This is a genomic window from Escherichia sp. E4385, from assembly GCF_963883145.1.
In the GTDB taxonomy this organism is placed as follows: Bacteria; Pseudomonadota; Gammaproteobacteria; order Enterobacterales; family Enterobacteriaceae; genus Escherichia.
Map to the genome: position 1 here is coordinate 20690 of NZ_CAWOOJ010000002.1, position 23827 is coordinate 44516.

Sequence of the window (23827 nt, forward strand, 5' to 3'; positions counted from 1 at the left end):
CTTATTTAACCTGTTTCAGTACGTCAGCAGTGATGTCTTTTACATCGCTGCTGTTGTAAGCAACGGCGTTTGCGTCAACAACCAGATCGATGCTCTGGCTGCTGGCAACGGATTTCACAGCAGTCTGGATACGAGTAACCAGTTTACCGCGTTCTTCGTTGGAACGACGTGCACGATCCTGCTCAAAAGCCTGCGCTTTCTGAGCAAAAGTCTGGCGCTGAGCCATCACGTCTTTTTCCAGCTTAGTGCGATCGCTGCCGGCTTTCATGGACTGCAGCTTTTTCATTTTAGCTTGCAGATCAGTTTCCATACGCTGCAGTTCGCTGGCACGGCCTTTGAACTCATTTTCCAGCGTGTTAGAAACACCGGTTTTCTGTGCTACCTGCTGAAACAGGCTGCCCATATTGACGATTGCAATTTTGTCAGCCGCCTGAGCAGAAGTTGCCAGTGCTAAACCGAGACCTGCCGCTAATAACCACTTTTTCACAATAAACTCCTTACCATCCCATTTGCACCGGAAGGTGCAGTTCTTTGCGTGGCCCGGCGATCTTATCGAGATCGCCTAAAGTCATCGCTACACTACCACTACATTCCTTTGTGGAGAACACTTACCAGGTTTTACCAATGTTAAACTGGAACTGTTCAGCCTTGTCTCCATCGTACTTTTTGAACGGCTGGGCGTAGGAGAACACCAACGGCCCCAATGGGGACATCCATTGTAATGCGATACCCGCAGACATACGGATATTGCTTGGATCACTATAGTCCGGATATCCAGAGTACTGACTTGAATCCCAGTTAGTATCCCAAACGGTACCCATATCCCAGAAGAAGGAGGTACGGACCGAGTTGGCATACTTGTCGCTAATGAACGGCGTCGGAGTGATGAGTTCCAGGCTGGCAACCGCCATAGCGTTCCCCCCGATTGCATCATCCGATTTACACAGGTCGGTTGCACCGTCCTGAGTTGCACATTCATAATCGTAGTCCGGATTATAATCACTGGCCTGATGCGGGAAGTAAACCGCTTTCGGACCGATGGTATTGGACTGGAAGCCACGCACGGTGCTGGAACCACCTGCATAGAAGTTTTCATAGAACGGCATTTCTTTGCCGCCTAAACCATCACCGTAGCCCCAACGAGTACGACCCAGAACAACCCATTTGTGATCGTCGTCGATCGGCACATAGGTCGCCGTGTCTAACGTCACTTTATAGTATTCGTTATCCGATCCCGGAATGGTCACTTTACCGGTCAGGTTGACACGGGAACCATCCGTCGGGAAGTAACCACGGTCGAGCTTGTTATAGGTCCAACCATAGTTAAACGTGAAGTCGTCCGTTTTGAAGCTGTTATCCTGATCAGAGGTGTTTGGATGCTCACCCATAGAGTAGAGATAACGCCACATCGCAACCTGCGGCTGCATGTTGGACAGGGAGTTATGGACATAACCCAAACCCGCACGTAGCGAGTTATATTCGTTGATCGGGAAGCCCAACGTCACGTCTGTACCATAACTCTTGTTGGTATAGTCGGACAGGTCAGCGTCATCTGCCTGGAAGTCATTATAGAAGACACGACCGCCAAGGCTTACACCATCTACAGTGAAGTACGGGTTGGTTACCGACAATTCAGCATAGGTCTGGTAATCGTTTTTGGTCCCGTTGATACCAACAGCATAACCGGTACCTAACCAGTTATCCTGCTGCACGCCAGCCTGGAAGCTCACACCACTTTCAGTACCGTAACCGATACCAAAGTTGAAGCTACCGGTGTTGCGCTCTTTTACCTTGTAGACCACGTCAACCTGGTCCGGGCTACCCGGAACACGTTGAGTATCGGTATCAACCGTTTCAAAGAAGCCCAGACGATTCAGACGTTCTTTACCCTGATCGACCAGATCGCTGCCTAACCAGGCACCTTCCATCTGGCGCATTTCTCGGCGCAGGACGGCATCTTTCGAGGTGTCGTTACCTTCAAAACGGATCTTACGTACGTAGAAACGGTTACCCGCATCAACGTTCACACGTAATTTAACGGTTTTGTCGGCGTCGTTGATTTCAGGCATCGACTGAACGCGCGGATAGGCATAACCGTAGCGACCGAGAAGTTTTTTAATGTCATCTTCCATTTTGGTCACTTTGGTGCCGTTATACAGCTCACCCGGCTCGATCTTAGTCAACTGTTCGATTTCCGCAGAGTGCCCGGCAAGGTTACCGCTCACTTCAACGCCAGAGAGTTTGTACTGATCGCCTTCGGTGATGTTTACCGTGACGTAGATACCTTTTTTATCTGGAGTCAGACTGACCTGGGTAGAGTCGATGTTGAAACGGGCATAACCGCGATCCAGATAGTAACTGCGCAGGGTTTCAAGGTCGCCCGCCAGTTTCTGTTTCTGATATTTACGATCGCCTACCACGTTCCACCACGGCACTTCGTCACGCAGCTGGAAATGAGAGATCAGTTCGTCGGTGGTGAAAGCATGGTTACCAACAATGTTGATTTGCTGGATTTCAGCTGACACACCTTCCTGGAACACCAGTTTTAGGTCAACACGGTTACGCGGCAGTGGGGTCACGACAGCTTTTACGCTGGCGCTGTATTTACCGACGCTGTAGTAGAAGTCTTCCAGACCTTTCTCGATATCGGCAATGGTGGTGCGATCGAGGGATTCCCCCACTCGCACGCCAGAAGCCTCGAGGTTTTGCTTCAGCATGTCATCTTTCACCGATTTGTTACCGGAGAAAGTGATGCTGGCAATCGTCGGACGTTCTTTTACCTGAACCAGAAGGGTATCACCATCACGAAGGACGCGAACATCCTCAAAGTTGCCGGTAGCAAACAGAGCGCGAATGGTATTACTGATATCTTCATCATTAACCGTGTCGCCTGTGCGCACCGGCATACTGAGGAGGGCCGCACCAACGGCGACACGCTGAAGGCCTTCGAAATGAATGTCTTTCACTACGAACCCTTCAGCACCGTATACGGTGGCGCTGCTAAACAGCAGCGACGCTATGAGCAACTTTTTCATCGCCATCGTTATTATGCGTTCTTCCTAACTAACTCTCATAACCGAGAGAAATCATTGAAAAGTGCAAGCCCCATTAACAGCACCAGCAGAATCGAGCCAATGCGATAACAAAAGTCTTGAACCCGCTCGGATACCGGTCCGCCCTTGATCTTTTCGATCGCAAGGAACAGCAGATGCCCCCCGTCAAGTACGGGCAACGGAAACAGGTTAATTATCCCTAAGTTCACGCTAATAAGCGCAAGGAACGGCAGGTAATAAACAACCCCGAGTTCCGCTGTCATCCCAGCCCCCTTGGCGATAGAGATCGGCCCACTGAGGTTGTTCAGTTTCACATCACCGGTGATCAATTTTCCCAGCATACTGACCGTCAGCTTCATCAATTGCCACGTTTTGTCCGTGGCCTCAACGATGGCGTTGAACGGTCCATACTGGCGTACAACTTTATACTCGTCTGGCAAAGGAATGACTTTCGGCTCAATGCCGGCAAAACCAATCGCTTTACCCTTACCCGGTTTGCTCTCCGGGATTAATGTCAAAGACAAGGGACTCCCCTGTCTTTCGATATCTAACGCTAATGGTTTATCCGGGTTATCCCGGACAAGCATCACAAACGTCAGCCATTGCGTTAATGGCTGACCATCGACTTTAACGATCCTGTCGCCTGCTTGCAAACCCGCCTTACTTGCCGCTGAGTTTGGTGACACATTTTCCAGTACAGGTTCAATTTGCGGACCACGAGGGCGAATTCCCAAGGAAGATACCGGATCTTCCTTATCAGGCTCAAACGCCCAGTTTCGCAAATCAAGCTTTACATCTCGTCGTTGATCGCTGCCAAAAGGTGCCACCGTAAGGGTGGTGCTTTCGTCGCCGATTTTGTCAACCAGTTGTAAGCGCACGGCATCCCAATCAGGCGTTTCGATACCATCTACAGCTTTTAGTTCCGTGCCAGGTACAATTTGTGCTTGTGCGGCAATCGAGTTGGCTGATATTTCACCAACAACCGGACGAACGCCGGGAACACCAATGATAAAAACCAGCCAGTAAGCAAAGATAGCAAAAATGAAGTTTGCAACCGGACCTGCGGCGATTATCGCTGCACGCTGGCCAACAGTTTTATTGTTGAAGGCATGGTGGCGAAGTTCCGGAACAACCGGTTCTGCGCGTTCATCCAGCATTTTGACATAACCGCCCAGGGGGATCAGGGCGATGACATATTCGGTGCCGAGTTTGTCAGTGCGGCGCCAGAGCGCCTTACCAAAACCTATCGAGAAACGCTCAACGCGAACACCACAGCGCCGGGCAACCCAGAAATGACCAAATTCATGCACGGTGATAAGCACACCCAGTGCAACGATGAACGAAGCCAAATCCCAGAGAAAACTCAGCATAATACCTTCCGTTAAAGCGTCCTGAATACCAGCAACAACAGGCAAGCAAAGACCGGCACCGCAGCCGTCAGGCTATCAATACGATCTAAAATACCACCGTGTCCTGGAATTAAATGACCGCTGTCCTTAATTCCTGCTTCGCGCTTAAACATGCTCTCAGTTAAGTCGCCGAGCACAGAAGCTAACGCTGCGACAATGGAGCAAATGAGTAAGGTGACGGGTGCGACGTCGAGATTCGCCCACATACCATAACCCCATGAGATTACTGCTGCGGTCGCGAGTCCGCCAATAAAACCTTGCCAGGTTTTACCCGGAGAAACCTTCGGCGCCAGCTTATGTTTGCCAAATAATTTGCCAAACATATATGCCCCTGAGTCAGCTCCCCAGACCAGGATCATGACATAGAGCAGCCATATCGCGCCACTGTAATGATTCTCGTCATAGTGCCAGGCACGTAACGTCAGCATGCCCCAAAAGAAAGGCACAATGGTTAATACACCGAAAATAATGCGTAACGTTTTAGAGTTGCGCCAGATTGCCGCCGAACCGGGGTAAAATAGCACCAATAATAACGCAACACCCCACCAACCAAGCGAAGCCCAAAGTGAGACTTCAACCAGTGGTTGATGAATATTCCGATGATATTCCGGCAATAGAAAAAGCATCAGCGCCAGCAATAACCCGCACAGCACCGCCAGCCATACCCGCTGCGAACGAGTGGTAAAACCGCTAAGCTGTCCCCATTCCCACGCCGCCAGCATACAAACTACCAGCGTAACAATGGCGAACCCCACCGGCGGCAACAAAAACAGCGCCGCGATGACTACGGGTATTAAAACAAAAGCAGATATCAGGCGATACTTCAGCAAAAGCGACCCCCATCAGGCTGTTTCATCACCGGGCTCGGTGCCGCCGAAACGACGCTCACGATTAGCAAAGGCATTTAACGCCCCTTCAAAGTCTTGTTCATCGAAATCGGGCCAAAGAACATCTGTAAAGTAAAGTTCGGCATAGGCAATTTGCCAAAGCAAAAAGTTACTAATGCGATGCTCCCCCCCAGTCCTAATTACTAAATCTACAGGGGCCAGTTCATGCATACAGACATGCTGGTTAAGCATCTCTTCATCTATCTGATCCGGTTGCAGGTTTCCTTGCTGCACCTTTTCAGCCAGTTGCCTGACTCCCTGGGCAATATCCCAACGTCCACCGTAGTTCGCCGCAATATTTAGCGTCAGACCGGTATTCCCGGCAGTTAACGCTTCAGATTTACGAATACGTTCTTGCAAACGCGAGTTAAAGCGACTGGTATCGCCAATAATACGCAGACGCACGTTATGTCGGTGCAGGCTTTTTACTTCGCTATCAAGCGCCCACACAAACAGTTCCATTAACGCACTGACTTCCTGCGCTGGTCGGTTCCAGTTTTCACTACTAAAGGCATACAGCGTTAACGCCTCAATACCGTTGTTGGCCGCAAAAGAGACAGCCCGGCGGACGGATTTTGCCCCGGCTTTATGCCCAAAGGCACGAATCTTCCCTTGCTTTTTTGCCCAGCGACCATTGCCGTCCATAATGATCGCAACATGGCGACAACCATGTGCTGGCAATTTTTCGCTAAGTGGTTGAGTAGCAGACAACATCACGCGTTTTTTATTCCCTGATAGGGTTTACGGTACTCAGGAATACTGAAGCCTATACAAAAAAAAGCCGTGTAAAACCACGGCATATCTGACCTTACAAAGCCAACTACTGACGATCAGATGGCGCAGACTATATCACTGAAGCCCTACGCTAACAAATAGCACGACTCTCTGTAGCCGGATTATCCTCAGCTTGCGAGACGCATCACCTCTTTTCTGGCGACCTCACGCGCATTGGCATCAACAGACAACACATCGTCCACACTTTGTGGTTCGCGCATATCCATTTTTTCCAGCACGGATAAATTCAACGCGGCGATATCCGTAAAGCGGATTTGTTGCGCAAGAAAGGCTGCAACAGTGATTTCGTTTGCAGCATTCAATGCGGTCGTCGCTGCCTGGCCCTGTTCGAACGCCTTCATCGCCAGTTTCAGGCATGGATAACGCTCATAATCTGGTGCGGCAAATGTCAACGCACTTAGTTTGCAAAAATCGAGCGGCTTCACGCCAGAGTTCACGCGATTCGGCCATGCCATGGTGTGGGCAATTGGCGTACGCATGTCGGGTTCGCCCAGTTGCGCCAGAACGCTACCGTCCTGATAACGCACCATCGAGTGAATCACTGACTGCGGGTGAATCAGCACTTCCATCTGGCTGGCGCTGGCGTTAAACAACCAGCGAGCTTCAATGTATTCCAGACCTTTGTTCATCATGGTAGCCGAATCGACAGAAATTTTACGTCCCATCGACCAGTTCGGATGACGGCATGCTTGATCGGGCGTCATTGTTGCCAAATCGCGCAAGGGCGTCTCACGGAAAGGGCCCCCAGACCCGGTAAGTAAAATGGACACCACGCCATTTTGCTCAAGGTCAGCGTATCCCAGATTATGCTGAATAGGTTGCGGTAAACTCTGAAAAATGGCGTTGTGTTCGCTATCGACCGGTAATAACTGTGCTTTACTCTGCTTTACTGCGTCCATAAACAGACGTCCGCAGGTGACCAGTGATTCTTTGTTTGCCAGCAGGATGGTTTTACCGGCGCGGATCGCGGCAAGGGTAGGTAACAGGCCAGCAGCGCCCACAATCGCCGCCATCACCTGATCAACATCTTCAAGCGCCGCCATATCGCAGGCAGCTTGTTGCCCGCTTAAGACTTCGGTGCGGCTACCCTGTTGCTGTAGCATCGTTTTAAGAAGTTTCGCACTCGCTTCATCGTCCATAACGGCATAGCGGGGAGAGAACTCCAGGCACTGTTCTACCATGCGAGTGACATTTTTGCCTGCCACCAGCGCAACTACGCGGAAGTGTTCGGGATTATGGCGCACCACGTCCAGCGTGCTGCAACCAATCGAGCCGGTCGAGCCCAGAATGGTGAGTTGCTTCATGAAACATCCAGAGTTGAGACAGAATAAAAAGCAAAACGCCGCCAGCCGATCCGCAAGGATCTACTGAGCGGCGTTTTTTGTCGTTCAAGAAATCAGAACTGCATCAGTTCTGCTTCTTTGTCTGCCAGCGCCGCTTCAATTTTCTTGATTGCAGCATCAGTCAGTTTCTGTACATCGTCCTGAGAACGGCGATCGTCGTCTTCGCTGATCTCTTTTTCTTTCAACAGTGCTTTCACTTTGTCGTTCGCATCACGACGCACGTTACGTACTGCAACACGCGCCTGTTCAGCTTCGCCACGAACGATTTTGGTCAGATCTTTACGACGCTCTTCCGTCAGCGGCGGCAGCGGAACACGAATGTCGCTACCCGCAGAGTTCGGGTTCAGGCCGAGATCGGACGCCATAATCGCTTTTTCAACGGCCGGAGACATTGAACGGTCAAACACGTTGATTTTCAGAGTACGGGAATCTTCTACCGTTACGCTTGCCAGCTGACGCAGCGGCGTTGGCGTGCCGTAATATTCCACGACAATGCCATCCAGCAGGCTGGGAGAAGCACGACCCGTGCGTATTTTGCTGATTTGGGTTTTGAACGCTTCAACGCATTTGTCCATGCGTACTTCAGCATCTTTTCTGATATCGCTAATCACGTTACGAATCCTTGAAAACTTGTCTCAGTCAGACCAGACAGTCACACACAGTGGAAGTGTGCTAAGTATAGCCCTGATTAAACATATTACGGGTAATTGTCTGGATTATTAGGCTATTTTATTTGCCATTTTGGCCCCGGGCAGTGCTCGCCATCCTCACGTACTTATGTACGCTCCGGTTGCTGCGCGCTGGCCGTGACCAGACTGCCTGCAACAATAACGCCTTATAACCAGACTTACGCCCCCGCGATACTTATGCGGAATCTTACCCTTATTTATCCATCACGGGAATTATTCCGTGATTAATGTTCCTTCTTTTTCACCCATTACCACACGGCGCAGTGCACCCGGTTTGTTCATGTTGAAAACACGAATCGGTAATTTGTGGTCACGAGCCAGCGTAAAGGCCGCCAGGTCCATGACTTTCAGCTCTTTTTCCAGCACTTCGCTGTAAGTCAGCTGCTCATACATAGTTGCAGTTGGATCTTTCGCTGGATCAGCGGTAAACACACCATCAACTTTGGTCGCTTTCAGCACCACATCGGCTTCAATTTCGATACCACGCAGGCAAGCTGCGGAGTCAGTGGTGAAGAATGGATTACCCGTACCGGCGGAGAGGATCACCACACGGTTGTTACGCAACAGGCTGATTGCTTCTGCCCAGCTGTAACTGTCGCACACGCCATTCAACGGAATAGCGGACATCAGACGAGCGTTCACATAGGCGCGGTGCAGTGCATCACGCATTGCCAGACCGTTCATTACGGTAGCCAGCATCCCCATGTGGTCGCCCACAACGCGGTTCATACCCGCTTTCGCCAGACCAGCGCCACGGAACAGGTTACCCCCACCAATCACCACACCAACCTGAATACCCAGTTCAACCAGCTCTTTAATTTCCTGAGCCATGCGATCCAGTATGCTTGCATCAATACCGAAGCCTTCCGTGCCCTGCAGAGCTTCGCCACTCAACTTAAGCAGAATGCGTTTATAGACGGGTTTTGCATTGGTAGCCATGTTTCTTTCCTGAGACTGTCAACGATTGAAATGAATTAATACTAGCGACATTGTACGTCGCTTTTCAGCGCAGCCCCATAAGGGTTAGCTGAATTTACAAGATGGGCGCAAAAAGAAGCCGCCCTCAGGCGGCTCCTTTTCGATAATTAAGACTGCTTGGACATCGCAGCAACTTCTGCTGCAAAGTCAGTCTCAACTTTCTCGATGCCTTCACCTACTTCGAAGCGGATGAAGCCAGTCACTTCAGCGTTATGCTCTTTCAGCAGCTGACCAACAGTTTTTGCCGGTTCCATAACGAACGGCTGACCGGTCAGAGAAACTTCGCCGGTGAATTTCTTCATGCGGCCTTCAACCATTTTCTCTGCGATTTCTTTCGGCTTACCAGACTGCATCGCGATGTCCAGCTGTACCTGGTATTCTTTCTCTACCACTTCAGCGGATACGTCTTCTGGTTTGATGAATTCTGGTTTGCTTGCAGCAACGTGCATAGCGATGTGTTTAACCAGCTCTTCGTCAGCGCCTTTAGCAGCAACCAGAACGCCGATACGCGCACCGTGCTGATAAGAACCCAGAACGTCGCCTTCCAGTGCAGCAACGCGGCGAATGTTGATGTTTTCACCAATTTTCGCTACCAGCGCAACACGTTCTTCTTCGAACTGTGCTTTCAGAACTTCAACGTCAGTGATTTTGCCAGCTACAGCTGCGTCCAGAACTTTGTCTGCGAACGCCTGGAAACCAGCGTCTTTCGCTACGAAGTCAGTCTGGCAGTTAACTTCCAGAATGATGCCGTAGTTGCCGTCGATTTTGGTTTTGATCACGCCGTCAGCAGCAACGTTGCCTGCTTTTTTCGCTGCTTTAATAGCACCGGACTTACGCATGTTTTCGATTGCCAGCTCGATGTCGCCGTTAGCTTCAGTCAGTGCTTTTTTGCAATCCATCATGCCTGCGCCAGTACGCTCACGCAGCTCTTTTACCAGGGATGCGGTAATTTCAGCCATTCTAAAATCCTCGGAGATGTGATCTGCCCGGCGTTAAACCGCACAGATATAAAAGTGAAAAAGGGGGCCATATGCAGGCCCCCTAACCAAACGTGTACTACCTGGTCTATAAGGGCTCTCCCCCCTTCATATTTCGCGCCGCAGATGCGTTGTCTTCGCTCGCTCATCCCGGTCACTTACTGATGTAAGCTCCCGGGAATTCTCGAGCTTGCCGCCTTTCTGCAACTCGAACTATTTTGGGGGAGTTATCAAGCCTTATTACTCAGCTTCTACGAAGCTTTCTTCCGCCTGGGAAGCCAGATCCTGAGAACGGCCTTCACGTACGGTTGCAGCAACAGCGCCCAGGTACAGGGTCACAGCACGGATTGCGTCGTCGTTACCCGGGATAACGAAGTCAACACCGTCCGGATCAGAGTTGGTATCAACGATAGCAAATACCGGAATACCCAGGTTGTTTGCTTCTTTGATAGCAATGTGTTCGTGGTCAGCATCGATTACAAACAGAGCGTCCGGCAGACCGCCCATGTCTTTGATACCGCCCAGGCTGTTTTCCAGTTTCTCCAGCTCACGAGTGCGCATCAGCGCTTCTTTCTTGGTCAGCTTTTCGAAAGTACCGTCCTGAGACTGAGTTTCCAGGTCTTTCAGACGTTTGATGGACTGACGAACGGTTTTCCAGTTAGTCAGCATACCGCCCAGCCAGCGATGGTTCACGAAGAACTGGTCGCAGCTCAGAGCAGCGTCTTTCACCGCTTCGCTTGCAGCGCGTTTAGTACCAACGAAAAGGATTTTACCTTTGCGAGAAGCAATCTTGTTCAGTTCAGCCAGAGCTTCGTTGAACATCGGTACAGTTTTCTCAAGGTTGATGATGTGAACTTTGTTACGCGCACCGAAGATGAACGGCTTCATTTTCGGGTTCCAGTAACGGGTCTGGTGACCGAAGTGAACACCAGCCTTGAGCATGTCGCGCATGGAAACAGTTGCCATGATTAAAACCTCTATATAAAAGTTGGGGTTATGCCTCCACGTATCCCATATTACCGACCCCAAAGGGCACCCCGGAATATGTGCCGATACGTGTGTGTTGTTACACAAAGTGAGATTGTCGCTTCCGTCCAGTCTGTGTATACGAAATGGATCGGAAGTCCGGCGCGCTTTATACCACAAATACGTTGCGGACACCAATAATTGTTGGCGCTGTGTACAGCACCAGACGATGAATTTTCTATTATAGAAAACGTTCAGTGGCACGTTTGGCGAAATTCAGAATGATTCTCAATTTGCCCGGGTGTGATACCATTGACAGCACTTACATATATATTGTCGGTATCACCGACGCTGATGGACAGAATTAATGGCTATCTCAATCAAGACCCCTGAAGATATTGAAAAAATGCGCGTCGCTGGCCGCCTGGCTGCCGAAGTGCTGGAGATGATCGAACCCTATGTTAAACCGGGCGTCAGCACCGGCGAGTTGGATCGCATCTGTAATGATTACATTGTTAATGAACAACACGCGGTTTCTGCCTGCCTCGGCTATCATGGTTATCCGAAATCTGTTTGCATCTCTATTAATGAAGTGGTGTGCCACGGTATTCCGGACGATGCCAAGCTGCTGAAAGATGGCGACATCGTTAACATCGATGTCACCGTTATTAAGGATGGTTTCCACGGCGATACCTCGAAAATGTTTATCGTCGGTAAGCCAACCATCATGGGCGAACGCCTGTGCCGCATCACACAAGAGAGCCTGTACCTGGCGCTGCGTATGGTGAAACCAGGCATCAATCTGCGCGAAATCGGTGCAGCGATTCAGAAATTTGTCGAAGCAGAAGGCTTCTCTGTCGTTCGTGAATATTGCGGGCACGGTATTGGTCGCGGCTTCCATGAAGAACCGCAGGTGCTGCACTATGACTCCCCTGAAACCAACGTCGTGCTGAAACCAGGGATGACATTCACTATCGAGCCAATGGTCAACGCGGGTAAAAAAGAGATCCGCACCATGAAAGATGGCTGGACAGTAAAAACCAAAGATCGCAGCTTGTCTGCACAATACGAGCATACTATTGTGGTGACTGATAACGGCTGCGAAATTCTGACGTTACGCAAGGATGACACCATCCCGGCGATAATCTCGCACGACGAATAAGAGGAAGACAAACGCAAAAATGCCTGATGCGTCCGACCTTCTCCATTTGCAAGGAGTTGTAGGCCGGATAAGGCGTTCACGCCGCATCCGGCATGAACAAAGCGCACTTTGTCAACAATCTGAAGCCGGCGAATGCCGGCTTTTTTAATGTGATAATGTAATCTTATGGGTGGCGCACGATGAATACCCTTCCAGAACAGTACGCAAATACCGCTCTCCCCACCCTGCCCGGTCAACCGCAAAATCCATGCGCCTGGCCCCGTGATGAATTAACTGTCTGTGGGATAAAAGCCCATATCGATATCTTCCAGCGTTGGCTGGGTGATGCCTTTGATAGTGGGATCTCCGCTGAACAATTGATTGAAGCCCGCACTGAATTTATCGACCAGCTCCTGCAACGGTTATGGATTGAAGCAGGATTCAGCCAGATCGCCGATCTGGCGCTGGTTGCCGTCGGTGGTTATGGTCGCGGCGAGCTGCATCCGCTTTCAGACGTCGATTTACTGATCTTAAGCCGTAAAAAACTTCCGGACGATCAGGCACAAAAAGTGGGCGAGCTGTTAACGCTGCTCTGGGATGTGAAGCTGGAAGTCGGTCATAGCGTGCGCACGCTTGAAGAGTGCTTACTGGAAGGATTATCAGATTTAACCGTCGCAACCAACCTGATCGAATCCCGCTTGTTAATTGGCGATGTAGCGCTATTTCTCGAACTGCAAAAGCATATTTTCAGCGAAGGATTCTGGCCGTCCGATAAGTTTTACGCGGCGAAAGTTGAAGAACAAAACCAGCGCCACCAGCGTTACCACGGCACCAGCTACAATCTTGAACCAGACATCAAAAGCAGCCCTGGCGGCTTGCGCGATATCCACACTCTGCAATGGGTGGCCCGCCGCCATTTTGGCGCAACATCACTCGATGAAATGGTCGGATTTGGTTTCTTAACGTCTGCGGAACGTGCAGAGCTAAATGAGTGTTTGCATATTCTCTGGCGAATTCGCTTCGCCCTGCATTTGGTGGTCAATCGTTACGATAATCGCCTGTTATTTGATCGCCAGCTTAGCGTTGCCCAGCGTCTGAATTATGGTGGTGAAGGTAACGAGCCAGTCGAACAGATGATGAAGGATTATTTTCGCGTTACGCGCCGCGTTAGCGAACTTAACCATATGCTATTGCAACTGTTCGACGAGGCTATCCTCGCCCTTCCCGCCGACGAAAAACCACGTCCAATAGACGATGAATTTCAGCTACGCGGCACGCTTATCGATCTGCGCGATGAAACGCTGTTTATGCGCCAACCAGAAGCGATATTACGCATGTTCTATACGATGGTGCGCAACAGTGCGATCACCGGCATTTACTCCACCACACTGCGCCAGTTACGTCATGCCCGTCGCCATCTGCAACAACCGCTGTGCAATATTCCGCAAGCGCGAAAGCTATTTTTGAGCATTCTGCGTCACCCTGGTTCGGTGCGTCGTGGACTGTTACCGATGCATCGCCATAGCGTGCTCGGTGCCTATATGCCGCAATGGTCGCATATCGTCGGGCAGATGCAGTTTGACCTGTTCCACGCCTACACGGTGGATGAACATACTATTCGCGTGATGTTGAAACTGGAGAGTTTTGCCAGTGAAGAAACGCGCCAGCGCCATCCGTTGTGTGTGGATGTCTGGCCGCGATTGCCGTCACCTGAGCTTATCTTTATCGCCGCACTGTTTCACGATATCGCCAAAGGGCGCGGCGGCGACCACTCTATACTCGGCGCACAAGACGTAGTGCATTTTGCCGAGCTCCACGGGCTGAACTCGCGCGAAACGCAACTGGTAGCCTGGCTGGTTCGCCAGCACTTGCTGATGTCGGTCACCGCCCAACGCCGCGATATTCAGGACCCGGAAGTCATCAAGCAATTTGCCGAAGAAGTGCAAACGGAAACCCGGCTGCGCTATCTGGTATGCCTGACAGTGGCCGATATTTGCGCCACCAACGAAACACTATGGAATAGCTGGAAGCAAAGCCTGCTGCGCGAACTCTATTTCGCCACCGAAAAACAGCTACGACGCGGGATGCAAAACACGCCGGATATGCGCGAACGGGTTCGCCATCACCAGCTTCAGGCGCTGGCGCTGCTGCGCATGGACAATATCGACGAAGAGGCGTTACACCAGATTTGGTCACGTTGTCGCGCCAACTATTTTGTCCGCCATAGCCCAAATCAACTGGCCTGGCATGCGCGCCATTTATTGCAGCATGATTTAAGCAAGCCGCTGGTATTGCTTAGTCCGCAAGCCACACGCGGCGGAACGGAGATATTTATCTGGAGTCCGGACCGCCCCTATCTGTTTGCTGCCGTCTGTGCCGAATTAGACCGCCGCAATTTAAGCGTTCACGACGCACAAATTTTCACCACTCGCGACGGTATGGCAATGGATACCTTCATCGTACTGGAACCGGATGGCAGCCCGCTGTCCGCAGATCGCCATGAAGTCATTCGTTTTGGACTTGAGCAGGCACTGACGCAAAGTAGCTGGCAGCCACCACAGCCGCGTCGTCAACCGGCCAAACTACGTCACTTTACAGTTGAAACCGAAGTGACGTTTTTGCCTACCCATACCGATCGAAAATCATTCCTCGAACTGATCGCTCTCGACCAACCTGGACTACTGGCCCGAGTTGGAAAAATTTTTGCCGATCTGGGAATTTCGCTTCATGGCGCTCGAATTACAACCATTGGCGAGCGAGTAGAAGATTTATTCATAATCGCTACCGCTGATCGGCGCGCACTTAATAACGAGTTGCAGCAGGAAGTGCATCAGCGGTTGACAGAGGCCCTCAATCCAAACGATAAAGGGTGATGTGTTTACTGATATGAAAAGAGTTTAACAATGCAGCAGTTACAGAACATTATTGAAACCGCTTTTGAACGCCGTGCCGAGATCACGCCAGCCAATGCAGACACCGTTACCCGCGAAGCGGTAAATCAGGTGATCGCCCTGCTGGATTCCGGCGCACTGCGTGTAGCGGAAAAAATTGACGGTCAGTGGGTGACGCATCAGTGGTTGAAAAAAGCGGTGCTGCTCTCTTTCCGTATTAATGATAATCAGGTGATCGAAGGGGCAGAAAGCCGCTACTTCGATAAAGTGCCGATGAAATTCGCTAACTACGATGAAGCACGTTTCCAGAAAGAAGGCTTCCGCGTCGTGCCACCAGCGGCAGTGCGTCAGGGTGCATTTATCGCCCGTAATACCGTGCTAATGCCATCTTATGTCAACATCGGCGCATACGTTGATGAAGGTACGATGGTTGATACCTGGGCCACCGTCGGTTCCTGTGCGCAGATTGGTAAAAACGTGCATCTGTCTGGCGGTGTAGGCATTGGTGGCGTGCTGGAGCCGCTGCAGGCTAACCCGACCATCATTGAAGATAACTGCTTCATCGGCGCACGTTCTGAAGTCGTTGAGGGCGTGATTGTCGAAGAAGGTTCCGTCATTTCCATGGGCGTATACATCGGTCAGAGCACCCGTATTTACGACCGTGAAACCGGCGAAATCCATTACGGTCGCGTACCGGCAGGTTCTGTGGTGGTATCCGGCAACCTGCCGTCGAAAGATGGCAAATACAGCCTTTACTGTGCGGTTATCGTTAAGAAGGTTGACGCGAAAACCCGCGGTAAAGTCGGTATCAACGAACTGCTGCGTACCATCGACTAAAAGTATGCACACGGGCAGCACGACGCTGCCCGTTTGCTTTCTGGCTCAGATTAATTCGTCCTACTCATTCTTCCCCTTTTTTAAATACTTTTTCATCTTGTTTCGGACTGTCGTGTAATTCGCAAAACGAAGATAAATGTGCTAATCCATCCCCTGGAATATCGCCAGAATAAAGCAGGTAATTTTTTGATTTTTACGCCATGATAGAAGTCTGGAAAAAAGGCTTTCTGCGATCACAGTCGAGCCGGGCGGGCCAGGCCAAATGCTAAGATAAGCACAATTTACTGACTCATTTTGAGGTAACGCTATGTACGACAATCTGAAAAGTCTGGGTATTACCAATCCTGAAGAAATTGATCGTTACAGCCTCCGGCAGGAAGCCAACAACGATATTCTGAAAATCTATTTTCAGAAAGACAAAGGCGAGTTTTTCGCTAAGAGCGTGAAGTTTAAATATCCGCGTCAGCGCAAAACAGTGGTCGCCGATGGTGTGGGTCAGGGTTATAAAGAAGTGCAGGAGATCAGCCCGAATCTGCGTTATATCATTGATGAGCTTGATCAAATCTGCCAGCGTGACCGCAGTGAAGTTGATCTTAAACGTAAGATCCTCGACGACTTACGTCACCTGGAGTCAGTAGTAACCAATAAGATCAGCGAGATTGAAGCCGATCTGGAAAAACTGACGCGTAAATAATCCCGAACAGACAGTTAGCTCGGGCAATCCCCTCTTCCCTTCGGGGTGAGGGGAACAAGCCAGCGCCGCCTCGACCTTAACGCGTAACCTACCGCTCTTCATCCAGTTGCAACGCAACATACAGCAGCAACCTGTCATCAAAATTGCCCAAATCCAGCCCGGTCAGTTCCGATATACGATTAAGCCTATACTCCAGAGTATTGCGATGGATAAACAGCGCCTTTGACGTTGCCAGCGGCTGCACATTATGGCGAAACCACGCTGCCAGCGTCCGCCGCAGCAAGCCATTATTATCCATCGCTTTTAGCCGTGCCAGAGGACGCGCCAGTTCGTTGGCTTGCCAGTCGCCACGTAAACTGTCGAGTAATACTGGCAGCATCAGATCCTGATAAAAATAGCAGCGATTCTCCGGCATTCGCTGTTTACCCACGACCATCGTTGTTTTCGCCGTACGATAAGAACGCGCAATACTGCCAGCGCCGGTAAAATAATTGCCCAGTGACACGCGAAAACGCAGCTGACCGTATTCCTTCATACGAGTAATAAGTTGCTCTACTCGCTTACGATGGTCCTCAGCATCCCAGCGCCCAAACGTATTCAACGCCGGTTTCAGCACTACCATTTCGGTTAGCGAGACTATCGCCACCAGATTATTGCGTTCCGGCGTGGTGAGTGCATTTTGCAGTTGCTGTAGTTCCGCCATCGCGCTGTCCACGCCAAGCTGGCCGCTATCGACCTCGACAATGGCCACCACGCGGGGTTGATTGAGATCGATACCCAGTCGTTGCGCCCATTCGGTTAACGCTGGTGTATTTTCTTCAGCCTGAATCAGATGCATGACTAACTCTTCACGCAGTCGGCTATCCTGCGCCAGCAAGTGCATCAACCGCGACTGTTCCAGCATCATCTCCGCCGTCATACAGACCAGTTCACCATATTTGCGCAAATGCTCCGGTTCACCGGTCAGGCCGATAACGCCGACAATCTCGCCTTCCAGCCGTAACGGCAGGTTAATCCCCTGACGTACACCGTGCAGATGGCGCGCTACCGCATCATCGATATCGACCACCCGCCCTTGCGACAGTACCAGTAATGCACCTTCGTGCAATTCACCAATACGCTCACGATCGCCGCTGCCGATAATTCGCCCGCGAGCATCCATTACGTTGATATTGGTATCGATGATGCGCATGGTACGCGCCACGATATCCTGCGCCATTTTGGTATCAAGATGCCAGCCAGCCATAAGCCCTCCGTTGTGCACGGTTTAGCATAAGGAAGTACGCAACGCACAGCATTGTGCAAATGCACAAAGGACGACAGAGAAATATGGAGTTGTGGAGGGGGTCACAAATTGAAAAGAGAACCCCTTCCCGTTTGCAGGAAGGGGTTGAGGGAGATTACTGCATTAACAGGTAGATGGTGCTATCGCCGCGCTGAATGTTCAGCGCCAGCACTGACGGCTTGCTGTCGAGAACTTTACGCAGTTCAGCGATGTTTTTCACTGTCTGCTGGTTCGCGCCAATAATCACATCACCTTTTTTCAGGCCAATCTGCGCAGCCGGAGTACCGGTTTTCACGTTGTTCACGACCACGCCCTGATCTTTGCCTTTGTTGCTCATTTCAGCGCCTTCAATGCCGTTGAAGATAGAGCTGGAATCAACCTGATTCTGGCTGCTCTGCTGCAGTTCCAGATTCACGTTGACCTGCTTACCATCGCGCAGCAAGCCCAGGGTCAGTTTGCTGCCCACCGGCATAGTACCCACCTGAGCACGCAGCGCGGCAAAGCTGCTGATCGGCTTACCGTTCAGTGAGGTGATCACATCACCCGCTTTAATACCCGCTTTTGCAGCAGAAGAGTTCGGCAGAACCTGGCTTACGAAAGCGCCACGCTGGGCGTCAACTTTCATTGCTTTCGCCAGCTCAGAGTTCAGCTCGGTCCCCATAATGCCCAACTCGCCGCGTTTCACTTGGCCGTATTCCACCATCTGCGAGGTCAGGTTTTTCACCATGTTGCTCGGGATAGCAAAACCGATACCGATGTTACCGCCGTCTGGTGCAAGGATCGCAGTGTTAATACCGATCAGTTCACCGTTCAGGTTAACCAGCGCACCACCGGAGTTACCCCGGTTGATTGCTGCGTCCGTCTGGATGAAGTTTTCGTAGTTTTCGGCGTTCAGACCGCTACGCCCCAGCGCAGAGACAATCCCGGAAGTTACCGTCTCGCCCAGACCAAACGGGTTACCAATTGCGACGGTGTAATCACCCACGCGCAGCGCATCGGAATCCGCCATCTTAATCGCGGTCAGGTTTTTCGGGTTCTGGATCTGGATCAGCGCGATATCAGAGCGCGGATCTTTGCCGACCATCTTCGCGTCGAACTTACGGCCATCGCTCAGTTGAACTTTAATGACCGTCGCATTATCGACAACGTGGTTGTTAGTCACGACATAGCCTTTATCGGCATCAATGATGACGCCAGACCCCAGCGCCATGAATTTTTGTTGCTGGCCACCGCCGTTACCACCTTGTCCACCACCCTGACAGAACGGGGAGCTCTGGAACGGAGAACCTTCCTGGCAGAACGGGGAATCATCACCGAAGAACTGCTGGAAATTACGCGGCATACGCGGCGTATTAACGGTTGTGCTACCTTCTACGTTAATGCTGACCACTGAAGGCATCACCTTTTCGAGCATCGGTGCAAGGCTTGGCATCTGCTGGGCTGTCGTTGCTGAAGAAGTCTCAGCCGCCGTTGCAGAGAGCGGAGATAACGCCAAACCTAAACTCAGAGTCAGTGCACTCAGTGCTAATGTGGTTTTTTTCATGTATTTCAGTCTCGATTAACAGATAACGCAAAATTGCTGTGTTCTTCAGATTCGTTTTATAGCGCGAAGTTCCAAACTAAAGTTTCTGCAAACAGTAAAAATTTATTGTCCGTCTTTACAAAAGCCTGGTTATTGTTCTACGGCCATCAGACGGCGGTATTCATCCCACGCATAAAGGTCTGTCATACCGCTGATATAATCCTGTAACAGCCGGCAGCGGTAATAATATTCCCATAGCGGGAACTCAGGTGAATCTGACGATAATTTACTGACAGCCTCAACATAGGCCAACCGATGACGCGTTGAGAGCTTATGGAATAAACGCGTTTCAATAGGGAAACGTTTCACACGTTCTTTTTCAACAAGTTCGGTAAAGTCTGATAACGACATGTTTAACAACGGTCGATATATCTCTAATAAACCGCTAATCACCCGGTAGCCCTGCAATTCAAGCTGCTCGACATCTGGATGGCTAAACACATGTTTTACAGCGACATTTTTATATAACTTCAGCAACTGGCTACATTCGCTGGCATCCTCTAACAGTGCATGATTAAAGGTTCCGGCAAAAATTGCAGGTAAGTTATCAATAAATCTTTGTGCCGCATACGGCACCAGTTTATTTAAGGTATTTACGCGTAAATACATAAAAAACTGATCTTCCGTGCTACGACTTAAGCTATTTGAGCGCGACTTTTCCCAGGCATTTTCTACCACCTGCGCAAACAGAGAACCGTTCTCATGCTGGCCCCACGCTTCATGCAGATGATGATAAAGCTGTTCAACGGTAAATATTCTTTTTTCTACCGCATCTTCAAGGTCAGCCACACAATAAGATATATCGTCGGCAGCTTCCATAATCCACGTTAATGGGAAGCGACTGTAAAGTGCTAAATTAAGTTCTTTACGTAAACGCGCAATATAGAATTCTTCAGAAAGGTAGTAGCCCGGCTTTTTCATTAAATAATCGTGAGTCTCGGGCGTTTCGCCACGCCACCACGCCGGACGGGTATATTTTAAAATACCGCCTACCTGGGCCCAGGTAAGATTCATCCGCATCAATGTATGCACCAGACGAATACCCTGTGCGTTACCTTCAAAATGACATAAGTCCTGACGAATTTTTCGCCGCAGGTCGTTAAGTGACTCCTCCCCTTCCCTCAATCGCAACGCCGCCACGCTACAGCGATCGTCGGTTAATGGCTGGCTTTCGGCATCCGCCGGGTACAAACGCTGACGGAACCAGTCATTAATGGCTGCCTCGCCAAAATGACCAAACGGCGGATTTCCTATGTCATGCATCAGACACGACATTTCGACAATGCTTTCAAACGGCCCGGTCAACTCGTCCAGACCGTAAGCCTCCAGCAATTTAAGCTCTTTCAGGCGGCTTAAAATCTCTTTAGCGATATAACGCCCCACCTGCTGAACTTCCATAGAATGGGTAAGACGCGTGCGCACGGCAGCATTGCGCTCAAGTGGGAAGACCTGGGTCTTTTGTTGCAGACGGCGAATCGCTGGGGAGTTGATAATACGCCCGCGATCGCTCTCGAAGATCCGCAGGATCTCATGTTCAGTTTTAACGCCCTGCGGTGAACGATAACGACGATGCCAGTTTATTTTATTTCGGAAATCAATCTGTGCCATGTCCTCTCCCGCGTGAGAAATACGCTTCCCCTCAAGCGCATGATAAACTATGCCTTCAAATCGAGCTTATCGCGAGTAAATCTATGAAAATCGGCATCATTGGTGCAATGGAAGAAGAAGTTACGCTGCTGCGTGACAAAATCGAAAACCGTCAAACTATCAGCCTGGGCGGTTGCGAAATCTATACCGGCCAACTGAACGGAACCGAGGTTGCGCTTCTGAAATCAGGCATTGGTAAAGTCGCAGCGGCGCTGGGTGCAACTCTGCTGCTGGAACACTGCAAGCCTGATGTGATTATTAACACCGGTTCCGCGGGTGGCCTGGCGCCAACGCTGAAAGTGGGCGATATCGTTGTCTCGGACGAAGCACGTTATCACGACGCGGATGTCACGGCGTTTGGCTATGAATACGGTCAACTGCCTGGCTGCCCTGCAGGCTTCAAAGCTGACGATAAACTGATCGCTGCCGCCGAGTCCTGCATTGCCGAACTGAATCTTAACGCTGTACGTGGCCTGATTGTTAGCGGCGACGCTTTCATCAACGGCTCTGTTGGTCTGGCGAAAATCCGCCACAATTTCCCGCAGGCCATTGCAGTAGAAATGGAAGCGACGGCTATCGCTCACGTTTGCCACAATTTTAACGTCCCGTTTGTGGTGGTGCGCGCCATCTCTGACGTCGCCGATCAACAGTCTCACCTTAGCTTCGACGAGTTCCTGGCCGTTGCTGCCAAACAGTCCAGCCTGATGGTTGAGTCACTGGTGCAGAAACTGGCTCATGGCTAAGTCACTCTTCAGGGCGCTGGTCGCCCTGTCTTTTCTTGCGCCACTGTGGCTCAACGCCGCGCCGCGTGTCATCACACTTTCCCCCGCTAACACCGAACTCGCATTTGCCGCCGGGATCACGCCGGTAGCGGTCAGCAGTTATTCCGACTATCCGCCAGAAGCACAGAAAATAGAGCAGGTTTCCACCTGGCAAGGGATGAATCTGGAACGTATTGTGGCGCTAAAACCCGATCTGGTCGTAGCCTGGCGCGGGGGTAACGCCGAGCGGCAAGTTGACCAGCTTGCTTCGCTGGGAATAAAAGTGATGTGGGTCGATGCGACAAGCATTGAACAAATTGCCGATGCGTTACGTCAACTGGCCCCGTGGAGCCCGCAACCTGACAAGGCCGAGAAAGCCGCGCAAACCTTGCTGGAACAGTATGCGCAACTCAAAGCTAAATTCGCCGATAAGCCTAAAAAACGTGTTTTCTTACAATTCGGCATTAATCCGCCGTTCACCAGCGGAAAAGAGTCGATTCAGAACCAGGTACTGGAAGTTTGCGGTGGAGAAAACATCTTTAAAAACAGCCATGTTCCCTGGCCGCAGGTTAGCCGCGAACAGGTATTAGCACGCGCGCCACAGGCAATTGTCATCACTGGCGGATCGGACCAAACTCCTAAAATCGAGCAATACTGGGGTGAACAGCTCAAAATTCCCATTATTCCTCTCACAAGTGACTGGTTTGAACGTGCAAGCCCACGTATTATCCTCGCTGCACAACAACTCTGTAATGCGCTTTCACAAGTGGATTAGCGCCTGATCTTTTCAGGTGCTCAGTGGGGATTGAACAATGCTCGTCTATTGGCTGGATATAGTCGGCACAGCGGTATTTGCCATCTCCGGCGTTTTACTTGCCGGAAAATTGCGTATGGACCCTTTTGGCGTCCTGGTATTAGGCGTGGTTACCGCGGTAGGCGGTGGAACCATTCGCGACATGGCGCTGGATCACGGTCCGGTATTTTGGGTGAAAGATCCCACCGATCTGGTCGTTGCAATGGTAACCAGCATGCTGACGATCGTCCTGGTACGCCAGCCAAGACGCTTGCCGAAATGGATGCTGCCGGTGCTGGATGCTGTTGGGTTGGCAGTCTTTGTTGGCATTGGCGTCAACAAAGCCTTTAATGCGGATGCGGGTCCATTGATTGCGGTATGTATGGGTGTTATTACGGGCGTTGGCGGCGGGATCATTCGCGATGTACTGGCGCGCGAAATCCCCATGATTTTACGTACAGAAATCTACGCAACAGCCTGTATTATCGGCGGTATTGTCCACGCTACGGCTTATTATACGTTTTCCGTCCCGTTAGAAACGGCCAGTATGATGGGGATGGTGGTAACGCTATTGATTCGACTGGCAGCTATCCGTTGGCATCTTAAACTGCCGACGTTTGCGTTGGATGAGAATGGGCGTTAAAGAGAGCAGATGTGCCGGATAGTTTATCCGGCACATTAACAGCAGATTAGATGCTGAAGGAAGAACCGCAACCACAGGTGCTTTTCGCGTTCGGGTTGGTCACGATGAAACGCGAACCTTCCAGTCCTTCAGTATAATCAACGGAACCACCAACCAGATATTGCAGGCTCATTGGGTCAACGACCAGGCCAACGCCCTGTTTTTCGATGGTCATATCGCCTTCGTTCACCTGATCATCAAAGGTGAAACCATACTGGAAGCCGCTGCAACCGCCACCGGTGATATACACGCGTAATTTCAGATTCGGGTTATCTTCGTCAGCGATCAGGCTTTTAACTTTGTTGGCTGCTGCGTCGGTAAACTCCAGCGGCAGTGCTACGTCATCACTCATATTTTGCTCCAAACGACATCGGCAATTGGGCAAATTCTAACCCAATAATAATCGCCATTATCTAA

Annotated in this window: 22 protein-coding genes; 7 read left to right on the top strand and 15 right to left on the bottom strand. The window is 50.7% G+C overall.

The genetic code is table 11. The features are described from left to right. Nucleotide 1 precedes the first annotated feature (1 nt). The 10 genes from skp to rpsB all read right to left on the bottom strand — a co-directional run bounded on the left by skp (nt 2) and on the right by rpsB (nt 11097). Entirely contained in the window at nt 2–487 is a 486-nt protein-coding gene (gene skp / locus AACS80_RS02630; protein WP_000758958.1) for a molecular chaperone Skp, read from the bottom strand. A gap of 121 nt (nt 488–608) precedes the next feature. Then, nucleotides 609–3041, bottom strand: coding sequence for an outer membrane protein assembly factor BamA (bamA, locus tag AACS80_RS02635; RefSeq protein WP_130205028.1), 2433 nt, complete (start codon nt 3039–3041; stop codon nt 609–611). A 29-nt stretch (nt 3042–3070) separates the two neighbouring features. Next, the gene (gene rseP, locus AACS80_RS02640) at nt 3071–4423 is read right to left on the bottom strand and encodes a sigma E protease regulator RseP (RefSeq protein WP_130217326.1); all 1353 of its coding nucleotides are present in this window, start codon (nt 4421–4423) and stop codon (nt 3071–3073) included. An 11-nt stretch (nt 4424–4434) separates the two neighbouring features. Beyond that, nucleotides 4435–5292 (bottom strand): phosphatidate cytidylyltransferase, encoded by an 858-nt coding sequence (gene cdsA / locus AACS80_RS02645; protein WP_130205024.1) that lies wholly within the window; start codon nt 5290–5292, stop codon nt 4435–4437. Nucleotides 5293–5304: 12 nt separating this feature from the next. Then, nucleotides 5305–6063: a (2E,6E)-farnesyl-diphosphate-specific ditrans,polycis-undecaprenyl-diphosphate synthase gene (gene ispU / locus AACS80_RS02650; protein WP_112014149.1), complete on the bottom strand. Its 759-nt coding sequence runs from the start codon at nt 6061–6063 to the stop codon at nt 5305–5307. Nucleotides 6064–6251: 188 nt separating this feature from the next. Then, complete coding sequence (gene ispC / locus AACS80_RS02655; RefSeq protein ID WP_130205022.1) at nt 6252–7448, bottom strand: 1-deoxy-D-xylulose-5-phosphate reductoisomerase; 1197 nt, start codon at nt 7446–7448, stop codon at nt 6252–6254. 92 nt (nt 7449–7540) lie between these two features. Beyond that, entirely contained in the window at nt 7541–8098 is a 558-nt protein-coding gene (gene frr, locus AACS80_RS02660; protein ID WP_000622419.1) for a ribosome recycling factor, read from the bottom strand. A gap of 291 nt (nt 8099–8389) precedes the next feature. Continuing rightward, complete coding sequence (pyrH, locus tag AACS80_RS02665) at nt 8390–9115, bottom strand: UMP kinase (protein WP_000224573.1); 726 nt, start codon at nt 9113–9115, stop codon at nt 8390–8392. Between the two features lie 146 nt (nt 9116–9261). Further along, complete coding sequence (gene tsf / locus AACS80_RS02670) at nt 9262–10113, bottom strand: translation elongation factor Ts (RefSeq protein ID WP_000818112.1); 852 nt, start codon at nt 10111–10113, stop codon at nt 9262–9264. Nucleotides 10114–10371: 258 nt separating this feature from the next. Beyond that, on the bottom strand, nt 10372–11097 hold the full coding sequence (rpsB, locus tag AACS80_RS02675; protein ID WP_000246884.1) for a 30S ribosomal protein S2: 726 nt from the start codon (nt 11095–11097) through the stop codon (nt 10372–10374). 367 nt (nt 11098–11464) lie between these two features. Between rpsB and map the strand changes: the two genes are divergently transcribed. The 4 genes from map (at nt 11465) to AACS80_RS02695 (ending at nt 16660) form a co-directional block, all read left to right on the top strand. Next, complete coding sequence (map, locus tag AACS80_RS02680) at nt 11465–12259, top strand: type I methionyl aminopeptidase (RefSeq protein WP_001018190.1); 795 nt, start codon at nt 11465–11467, stop codon at nt 12257–12259. 179 nt (nt 12260–12438) lie between these two features. Then, a complete protein-coding gene (glnD, locus tag AACS80_RS02685; protein WP_130260759.1) occupies nt 12439–15111 on the top strand; it encodes a bifunctional uridylyltransferase/uridylyl-removing protein GlnD in 2673 nt (890 codons plus the stop codon). Nucleotides 15112–15141: 30 nt separating this feature from the next. Then, nucleotides 15142–15966, top strand: a complete 825-nt coding sequence (gene dapD / locus AACS80_RS02690; RefSeq protein ID WP_001186656.1) for a 2,3,4,5-tetrahydropyridine-2,6-dicarboxylate N-succinyltransferase — start codon at nt 15142–15144, stop codon at nt 15964–15966. 307 nt (nt 15967–16273) lie between these two features. After that, nucleotides 16274–16660, top strand: coding sequence for a DUF3461 family protein (locus tag AACS80_RS02695; protein WP_000272188.1), 387 nt, complete (start codon nt 16274–16276; stop codon nt 16658–16660). Between the two features lie 88 nt (nt 16661–16748). Here AACS80_RS02695 and cdaR read toward each other — a convergent pair whose 3' ends face one another. From cdaR to dgt, 3 genes are all read right to left on the bottom strand, one after another. Then, nucleotides 16749–17906 (bottom strand): DNA-binding transcriptional regulator CdaR, encoded by a 1158-nt coding sequence (gene cdaR, locus AACS80_RS02700; protein WP_130235962.1) that lies wholly within the window; start codon nt 17904–17906, stop codon nt 16749–16751. 154 nt (nt 17907–18060) lie between these two features. After that, the gene (degP, locus tag AACS80_RS02705) at nt 18061–19488 is read right to left on the bottom strand and encodes a serine endoprotease DegP (protein WP_135409486.1); all 1428 of its coding nucleotides are present in this window, start codon (nt 19486–19488) and stop codon (nt 18061–18063) included. A gap of 129 nt (nt 19489–19617) precedes the next feature. Then, a complete protein-coding gene (gene dgt / locus AACS80_RS02710; RefSeq protein ID WP_130205010.1) occupies nt 19618–21135 on the bottom strand; it encodes a dGTPase in 1518 nt (505 codons plus the stop codon). 83 nt (nt 21136–21218) lie between these two features. Between dgt and mtnN the strand changes: the two genes are divergently transcribed. The 3 genes from mtnN to AACS80_RS02725 are packed head-to-tail and all read left to right on the top strand — an operon-like array spanning nt 21219 to nt 23371. Continuing rightward, nucleotides 21219–21917, top strand: a complete 699-nt coding sequence (gene mtnN, locus AACS80_RS02715; RefSeq protein WP_064525028.1) for a 5'-methylthioadenosine/S-adenosylhomocysteine nucleosidase — start codon at nt 21219–21221, stop codon at nt 21915–21917. Continuing rightward, on the top strand, nt 21910–22710 hold the full coding sequence (gene btuF / locus AACS80_RS02720; protein ID WP_130205008.1) for a vitamin B12 ABC transporter substrate-binding protein BtuF: 801 nt from the start codon (nt 21910–21912) through the stop codon (nt 22708–22710). Before mtnN ends, btuF begins: the two co-directional genes overlap by 8 nt. A 37-nt stretch (nt 22711–22747) precedes the next feature. Beyond that, complete coding sequence (locus AACS80_RS02725; protein ID WP_064525034.1) at nt 22748–23371, top strand: TRIC cation channel family protein; 624 nt, start codon at nt 22748–22750, stop codon at nt 23369–23371. A gap of 46 nt (nt 23372–23417) precedes the next feature. On the opposite strand, the gene erpA is transcribed toward AACS80_RS02725, so the two are convergent. Both erpA and yadW read right to left on the bottom strand, forming a co-directional pair. Continuing rightward, nucleotides 23418–23762 carry an iron-sulfur cluster insertion protein ErpA gene (gene erpA / locus AACS80_RS02730; RefSeq protein WP_001295564.1) on the bottom strand — a complete coding sequence of 115 codons (345 nt, stop codon included), beginning with the start codon at nt 23760–23762 and terminating at the stop codon, nt 23418–23420. Beyond that, nucleotides 23755–23820: a small protein YadW gene (yadW, locus tag AACS80_RS02735; protein ID WP_120795373.1), complete on the bottom strand. Its 66-nt coding sequence runs from the start codon at nt 23818–23820 to the stop codon at nt 23755–23757. The genes erpA and yadW overlap by 8 nt, the downstream gene beginning before the upstream one ends. Between the last annotated feature and the right edge of the window lie 7 nt (nt 23821–23827).

Coding starts and splice junctions, on each gene's coding strand:
- bamA (WP_130205028.1), bottom strand. CDS start 3,041: ATGGCGATGAAAAAGTTGCTCATAGCGTCGCTGCTGTTTAGCAGCGCC.
- rseP (WP_130217326.1), bottom strand. CDS start 4,423: ATGCTGAGTTTTCTCTGGGATTTGGCTTCGTTCATCGTTGCACTGGGT.
- ispU (WP_112014149.1), bottom strand. CDS start 6,063: ATGTTGTCTGCTACTCAACCACTTAGCGAAAAATTGCCAGCACATGGT.
- ispC (WP_130205022.1), bottom strand. CDS start 7,448: ATGAAGCAACTCACCATTCTGGGCTCGACCGGCTCGATTGGTTGCAGC.
- pyrH (WP_000224573.1), bottom strand. CDS start 9,115: ATGGCTACCAATGCAAAACCCGTCTATAAACGCATTCTGCTTAAGTTG.
- tsf (WP_000818112.1), bottom strand. CDS start 10,113: ATGGCTGAAATTACCGCATCCCTGGTAAAAGAGCTGCGTGAGCGTACT.
- rpsB (WP_000246884.1), bottom strand. CDS start 11,097: ATGGCAACTGTTTCCATGCGCGACATGCTCAAGGCTGGTGTTCACTTC.
- map (WP_001018190.1), top strand. CDS start 11,465: ATGGCTATCTCAATCAAGACCCCTGAAGATATTGAAAAAATGCGCGTC.
- glnD (WP_130260759.1), top strand. CDS start 12,439: ATGAATACCCTTCCAGAACAGTACGCAAATACCGCTCTCCCCACCCTG.
- dapD (WP_001186656.1), top strand. CDS start 15,142: ATGCAGCAGTTACAGAACATTATTGAAACCGCTTTTGAACGCCGTGCC.
- AACS80_RS02695 (WP_000272188.1), top strand. CDS start 16,274: ATGTACGACAATCTGAAAAGTCTGGGTATTACCAATCCTGAAGAAATT.
- cdaR (WP_130235962.1), bottom strand. CDS start 17,906: ATGGCTGGCTGGCATCTTGATACCAAAATGGCGCAGGATATCGTGGCG.
- degP (WP_135409486.1), bottom strand. CDS start 19,488: ATGAAAAAAACCACATTAGCACTGAGTGCACTGACTCTGAGTTTAGGT.
- dgt (WP_130205010.1), bottom strand. CDS start 21,135: ATGGCACAGATTGATTTCCGAAATAAAATAAACTGGCATCGTCGTTAT.
- mtnN (WP_064525028.1), top strand. CDS start 21,219: ATGAAAATCGGCATCATTGGTGCAATGGAAGAAGAAGTTACGCTGCTG.
- btuF (WP_130205008.1), top strand. CDS start 21,910: ATGGCTAAGTCACTCTTCAGGGCGCTGGTCGCCCTGTCTTTTCTTGCG.
- AACS80_RS02725 (WP_064525034.1), top strand. CDS start 22,748: ATGCTCGTCTATTGGCTGGATATAGTCGGCACAGCGGTATTTGCCATC.
- erpA (WP_001295564.1), bottom strand. CDS start 23,762: ATGAGTGATGACGTAGCACTGCCGCTGGAGTTTACCGACGCAGCAGCC.